Genomic DNA, 5,503 nt, shown 5'->3' on the forward strand with positions numbered 1-5,503 from the left:
GAATAAGCTCCGAAACCGGAGCCGGAATGGCGGGATTAACTTCTGATGGGCTCGCCGCCGACCGCGCCATGTGCGCATGCACAAGCTCATTTGGATCTGCATTTTCAAAAGGCAAAACACCGGTGAAAAGCTGGTAGAACATCACGCCCAAATGGTAGTAATCCGATCGGAAATCAACCGGAATATCCATGAGTCCGCTCTGCTCGGGCGACATAAATTGCAATGCAGCCAGGGAAGTATTTGCCCGGGTAACTTGGCCTGAGTTCTCTTTTAAAACCGCGCAGCTCAGATCAGCCAACCGGATTTCAAATGTATTTGCATTGACCAAAAAATGCGCGGGCCGGAGATCCGGATGGACGATTTGGTGGTATTGCAGCTCTTCAATGATTTGTGTTAAAGACAATGCAATTTTCAGCGCAGAAGCAATTGTGGGCTGGTTTTCTGATAAATACGTTTCCAGGTTGTAGCCTTCATAATCTTCCATTTCAAGCACCAGGAAGTTCTCCGGCCGCTGCATTCTGTGGTAGTTCAATATCCGGCTGAATGTAAATCTGCTGCCAAGTTCAAATTCCTGCCCGATTTCCTGACCAGCTGTATCGTGAACACCATTGAAAGGAACAACCTTTAAAATCAGCAGTTTTCCGGTCGCTGCATCTTCGGCGCGTACCGTTGATTTATGCAGTTCTTTATGCAATTCATGTAAGATCCGGTATTCCTGAATGTTTATCATAGCAGAGGTCGCGAGTGTCTTAATGCTGTGTATATCAAAGTCCTGCAAAGTCTGACTTTCAATCAGTATCAACAAATCCGCCAAGCCGATTTTTATAATTTTTTATACTTTTTAAGGACTTCTTTCAATTTGGCCCCTTCGTGCCGCATTACCTTTGTCGTGTTCAAAAATCAAATGCAAAAACACAGCGCAATGAGAAAGATAGCAATCATGGGAGCAGGACAGTCGGGGCTACACCTGGCGATCAGACTTGTCAAAAGCGGGTACGACGTGACGATCATTTCAGAACGTTCTGCCGAAGAGATTTTCAACGGTCCGCCGACGGGAGCAACCTATCTTTTTCACGACACGCTGCAACTGGAACGCGAGCTTGGTCTTGATTTCTGGAATGACACAGCTTACCATTCCACAGGTTTCAATATCAACTTCGGTAAACCGGACGGGAACTTCGCTTTCGGGATCAAATCACGCACCAGCAAGCCAGGCGTATCGATCGATCAGCGGCTTAAATTTTACCAGTGGATCAAGCTTTTTGAAAAGCTGGGAGGCAAGTTTGTAGTGAGCGACACCACGCCTTCTGATCTGCTCGAATGCACAGCGCAATTCGATCTGGTGATTGTATCCTCAGGCAAAGGTCCGCTTGCCAGACTTTTTACAAAGGATGAGCAGCGCTCCACACATGAAAAACCTGCCCGTAAACTCGTTCAGCTGCATATCAATGATTTTGAACAAACTGACAAAACCAAATTCACTTCCATTACGCTGGATGCGCTGATGGGCGGCGGAGAAATCATTACGGCGCCTTTTTACCAAAAAGATGATATTCAATGCGCTTTTATCCTGATCGAAAGCATTCCCGGCGGACCAATGGATGTGTTCGATGAAGCGACGACCGCCTCCGAGCTGCTGGCAAAAGCCAAAGAAATGATCCGCACGCTGCTGCCCTGGCGTTACCCCGCCTTCGCCAATGCAGAAGTAATCGCTGATAATGCGTTTTTGAAAGGTTCATTCACGCCGGTTGTACGCAAGCCGGTTGTTCAACTCAATTCGACTGCCGCAGTCCTGGGTGTTGGTGATACCGTTATTTTAAATGATCCTATCGTTGGACAGGGAGGTAATAATGCTTCCAAAATGGCGAATGTGTATGCCAAAGCAATTATCGCAAGAGGCGACAAACCTTTTGATGTGACCTGGATGAGCGAGACTTTTGAAACATTCTGGGAGTATTCAAAATACACAAACCGATTCTCGGACATATTCCTGGCGCCCGCGCAGCCGCACGTGGTGGAAGTACTCAGCGCAGCTGCGCAAAATCCCGAAATCGCTTCCGATTTTGTAAATGGTTTCAACCACCCGCCAGCATTGTTTCCCTGGCTTGACGATGCGGAAGAAGCTAAAAAATACCTGGCCGGTAAAGTCAGAAACGCAGAACCTGTGCTTTAAACCGCCTGCAATATCAGGCTAATATTTACTCACACGTAAAATTCAAACAATGAACAACCTCAACTTCGCATCCATCGCGGATGCAGAACAGGAGAACTATGTCTCCGCTCAGAGCAAAAAAGGCCTCGGCTTCAAGTCAGAAACGATCTCCGTGCTGCGGCAAATGCTGGCAACTGGCGGACCCGATGAACAAGATTATCCGCTTATCGACCAGATCATGCAGCAGCTGTATCGCATGAAGCAAAATGGGATGATAGGAGAAATGGAAACAACTTTTCTGCAAAGCGTTTTTGATAATGAGTTTCTGGCAAATTCCATTTATGGCTACGTATACCGCAAACCGTTGGGCTATGCAGGCGACTATGCGCTGATCGATATGATCTACACCTATGACAGTTTCAACCATCCCGACTACGAAAAATGGGACCGGTACTTTCACTACCATGCGGCCACGGAGGCAGTGCGCAACCGGAAAGCTTTCTTTAAAGATAAATTGCTGACAAAACTGAAAGACCGCAAGTCGCCGCTCAACTTGCTGAATGTAGCCAGCGGCCCGGCACGGGACCTTTTCGAGCTTTATCAAACGATTGACCCGGATATGCTCAAAACTACCTGCGTGGATATTGATGCGGATGCAATTTCCTTTGCAGGCAACCTTTGTGAGCCGTTTAAAGACCAGGTTCGTTTTTGCAAAAAAAACATCCTGCGCTTCTCAGGAGCTGAGAAGTATGATGTGATCTGGTCGGCTGGTTTGTTTGATTATTTTGAAGACCGCATTTTTATTCTGGCCGTTAAAAGGCTGCTTACTTTTCTCAAACCTGGCGGAGAAATCCTGATCGGAAATTTTTCAGAAAACAATCCTAGCAGGGGTTATATGGAGATTTTCGGCGAATGGTTCCTGATCCGCAGAAGCCCCGAAGAACTCGTCCGGCTCTCCATGGAAGCGGGTGTACATCCAGCGAATATAACCGTAGAACAGGAGCCGCTGGGCATTAACCTATTCCTCAAAATCCATAGTGCACTATCCCCGGCGCAGTCAGCGCTCTGCATGAACTAGTCCCGCTTACCCAAGTCAATTATATCCATACCATCAATCAAAATTCTCAATTTACTCAAGATGAAAAATCGATTTTTAAAATCCGGCACATTCTGTTTTGTTTTACTCTCATCCCTGTTTGCTACCAGCTGCCGTGAAGACGAGCTGCTGTCGGAGCAGGTTACGACTGAAAAAGCCGCAGATTCGACGCGCGCAGCCAAGTTCGGCGTTCCTACCAAATTTGATCATCATGTGTTTGCCCAAAAAATAGAAGACTACATGGACCCACTCGTAGCCGGATTTGGCTACACGATTTATAATGACGGCGTTCCTTATTATGTATCTAATGGTGGTGATGGTTTTGCGCGCAAGCATGTTGACACACCTATGCAGCTCCACGGCGCAATTATAAAACAGGAGATTTCTACTGTTAGCCAGTATGTAACGGCCGTCGCGATGATCCACGCCCTTCAAAAACATAAAGTAGACCTGGGTTCTGCGGTGTGGCCTTACCTGCCTAAATACTGGAAACCAAGCAAGGAATTCAAGACGCTTACCTTTGAAAGGCTGCTGGCGCACAGGACGGGACTGATCGATTACAACGATTATCACAAGCTGTCACTTACAGTAACCGGCAAGGTAAACAATGCTGTTTTCGAATCTAAAACTGTTCAGAATGTCGACGTGAACTACCTTTTGCTGGGCGTAATACTCCCCTATCTGGAAGCGAAAAAACTGGCTGCGCAAGGAAACAGTACAAAACTGAACAAGTTGGAACAGTCGGATAACAACTTTATCGAATACGGCGAACAGTTCCGCGCTTATGTGAGAGCAAATGTATTTACGGCGGCTGGTCTGGCGAATGCAGGTGTAATCGACTGGGGCGGCTGGAACGAAAAAGGCTCTATTCCATCTTCGCAAGCCAACAAAGGATACCCTACCAAAAAAGGCGATGAGCCGGGCACTTCAAAGGAATTGCACCTGGTTGATTGCGGAGTTACAGGTCTGTATATGAGTGCAGAGCAATTTGCCAAACTACAATCAGCGGTGGCCCAGTTCAGGATTGTCAGCTTCGATAACCTCAACAGAATGAAATCCCAGCTACTTGGTTTTGACGGAAGTTTTGCGGGTAAAAAGAGCATTTATTACTGGAAAAAAGGAGCGGAGAATAATTGCGAAGCGATGATCATGGATTTCGGAAAGGTGCAGGTAGCTGTATTTGCAACATCCACACACAGCCAGATTACCAATCCTGCAGTGCTGGCGCAGTTGTATGAGGCTTCTTTCAAGGAGTTGTGATAGTCACCTTTAACATTGCACTACGATGGCATTTAATTTTCACTATCTCATCGAAAACTTCGAACTCAGAGAACTTACAAGTGAGGCGGATATCATTGATCACCTTGCTTTAAGAAGAGCAGTCTACAAAAAGGAATATTCCAACGAATACACCGATAACCGGTACGACTTGTTGCCCAGCGACTGGAAAGCAAACCTGATCGGAATATATTGCGGAGCGAAACAGATTGCGACAATCAGGGTCGTCAAAAGACAGGTTAATACAGCCATTCAAAAGCATTTGCAAACTATTAATCACCAATTTGATCTGCAAATCAAGCCTGACTTTTCAAATGCTCTGCCAACAGAATATGCATTTGACCTGGATTATCAGACACACCCTGACTATAAAGATGCGACTGTTGAGCTAAGCCGGGTTGCAGTAGCCGACGAATTCCGCGGCCTGGGTTTATGCAGGTTCGCCATGCTGGCCGCGGTCGGGATTTCGATCCTCGACAATGCTAAGTACTGCCTTTACTCCTGCTCGACCAGCTCGGTGAAGTTCCATGCAGATCTTTTGCCGATGTTAGAGGGGGTTACCGTAAGACAAAACGGAGTTGGTTATCCCGGCTTCAAATTCCCGAAATTTTCCGGGGCGGTTCTGTCTTCGGTGGAGCGCATTTCCCAAAAACAAACCAACCAGGCTATTCTTGCAGGTATTGTGTGCAGATACGGGGTCGGTGTATTAGGCGACAATTTCTTCGCAAAAACCAATGCTGACCAGCAAATGCCGTCTTTCGCTTGATCATCCTTTTTAATCAATGTTCATGAATACAATGGTAAAGTGCAGCCACAAATATGCGGAGCGTTTGAGCAACATTTTCCAGCCTGATTTTTTCAGGTTGGAAAATGTCTCTGACAAAACAAGACTGGACTTTCTACTGGAACGGAATCCTGATGTCCTGATTTTTGACACGATCTACGATCAGCTCTCCGAACTTGTAAAAATTGAAAAC

At 46.5% G+C, this 5,503-nt stretch carries 6 protein-coding genes; 5 read left to right on the forward strand and 1 reads right to left on the reverse strand.

All coding sequences use genetic code 11. From position 1 onward, the window contains the following. The coding region (locus tag ACTIE6_RS13560) for a serine/threonine protein kinase (RefSeq protein WP_439557149.1) at positions 1–805 on the reverse strand (805 nt) is incomplete at its 3' end. 117 nt (positions 806–922) lie between these two features. On the opposite strand from ACTIE6_RS13560, the gene ACTIE6_RS13565 reads away from it, so the two are divergent. The 5 genes from ACTIE6_RS13565 to ACTIE6_RS13585 form a co-directional block, all read left to right on the forward strand. Next, the gene (locus ACTIE6_RS13565) at positions 923–2,173 is read left to right on the forward strand and encodes a styrene monooxygenase/indole monooxygenase family protein (RefSeq protein WP_439557150.1); all 1,251 of its coding nucleotides are present in this window, start codon (positions 923–925) and stop codon (positions 2,171–2,173) included. 49 nt (positions 2,174–2,222) lie between these two features. Further along, positions 2,223–3,230, forward strand: a complete 1,008-nt coding sequence (locus ACTIE6_RS13570; protein ID WP_439557151.1) for an SAM-dependent methyltransferase — start codon at positions 2,223–2,225, stop codon at positions 3,228–3,230. 60 nt (positions 3,231–3,290) lie between these two features. Beyond that, positions 3,291–4,508, forward strand: coding sequence for a hypothetical protein (locus ACTIE6_RS13575; RefSeq protein ID WP_439557152.1), 1,218 nt, complete (start codon positions 3,291–3,293; stop codon positions 4,506–4,508). A 25-nt stretch (positions 4,509–4,533) separates the two neighbouring features. Further along, on the forward strand, positions 4,534–5,292 hold the full coding sequence (locus ACTIE6_RS13580) for a hypothetical protein (RefSeq protein WP_439557153.1): 759 nt from the start codon (positions 4,534–4,536) through the stop codon (positions 5,290–5,292). Between the two features lie 22 nt (positions 5,293–5,314). Continuing rightward, on the forward strand, positions 5,315–5,503 hold a 189-nt coding region (locus ACTIE6_RS13585), incomplete at its 3' end, for a hypothetical protein (RefSeq protein ID WP_439557154.1).

It is taken from the genome of Dyadobacter sp., from assembly GCF_051859145.1.
Classification (GTDB): domain Bacteria; phylum Bacteroidota; class Bacteroidia; order Cytophagales; family Spirosomataceae; genus Dyadobacter.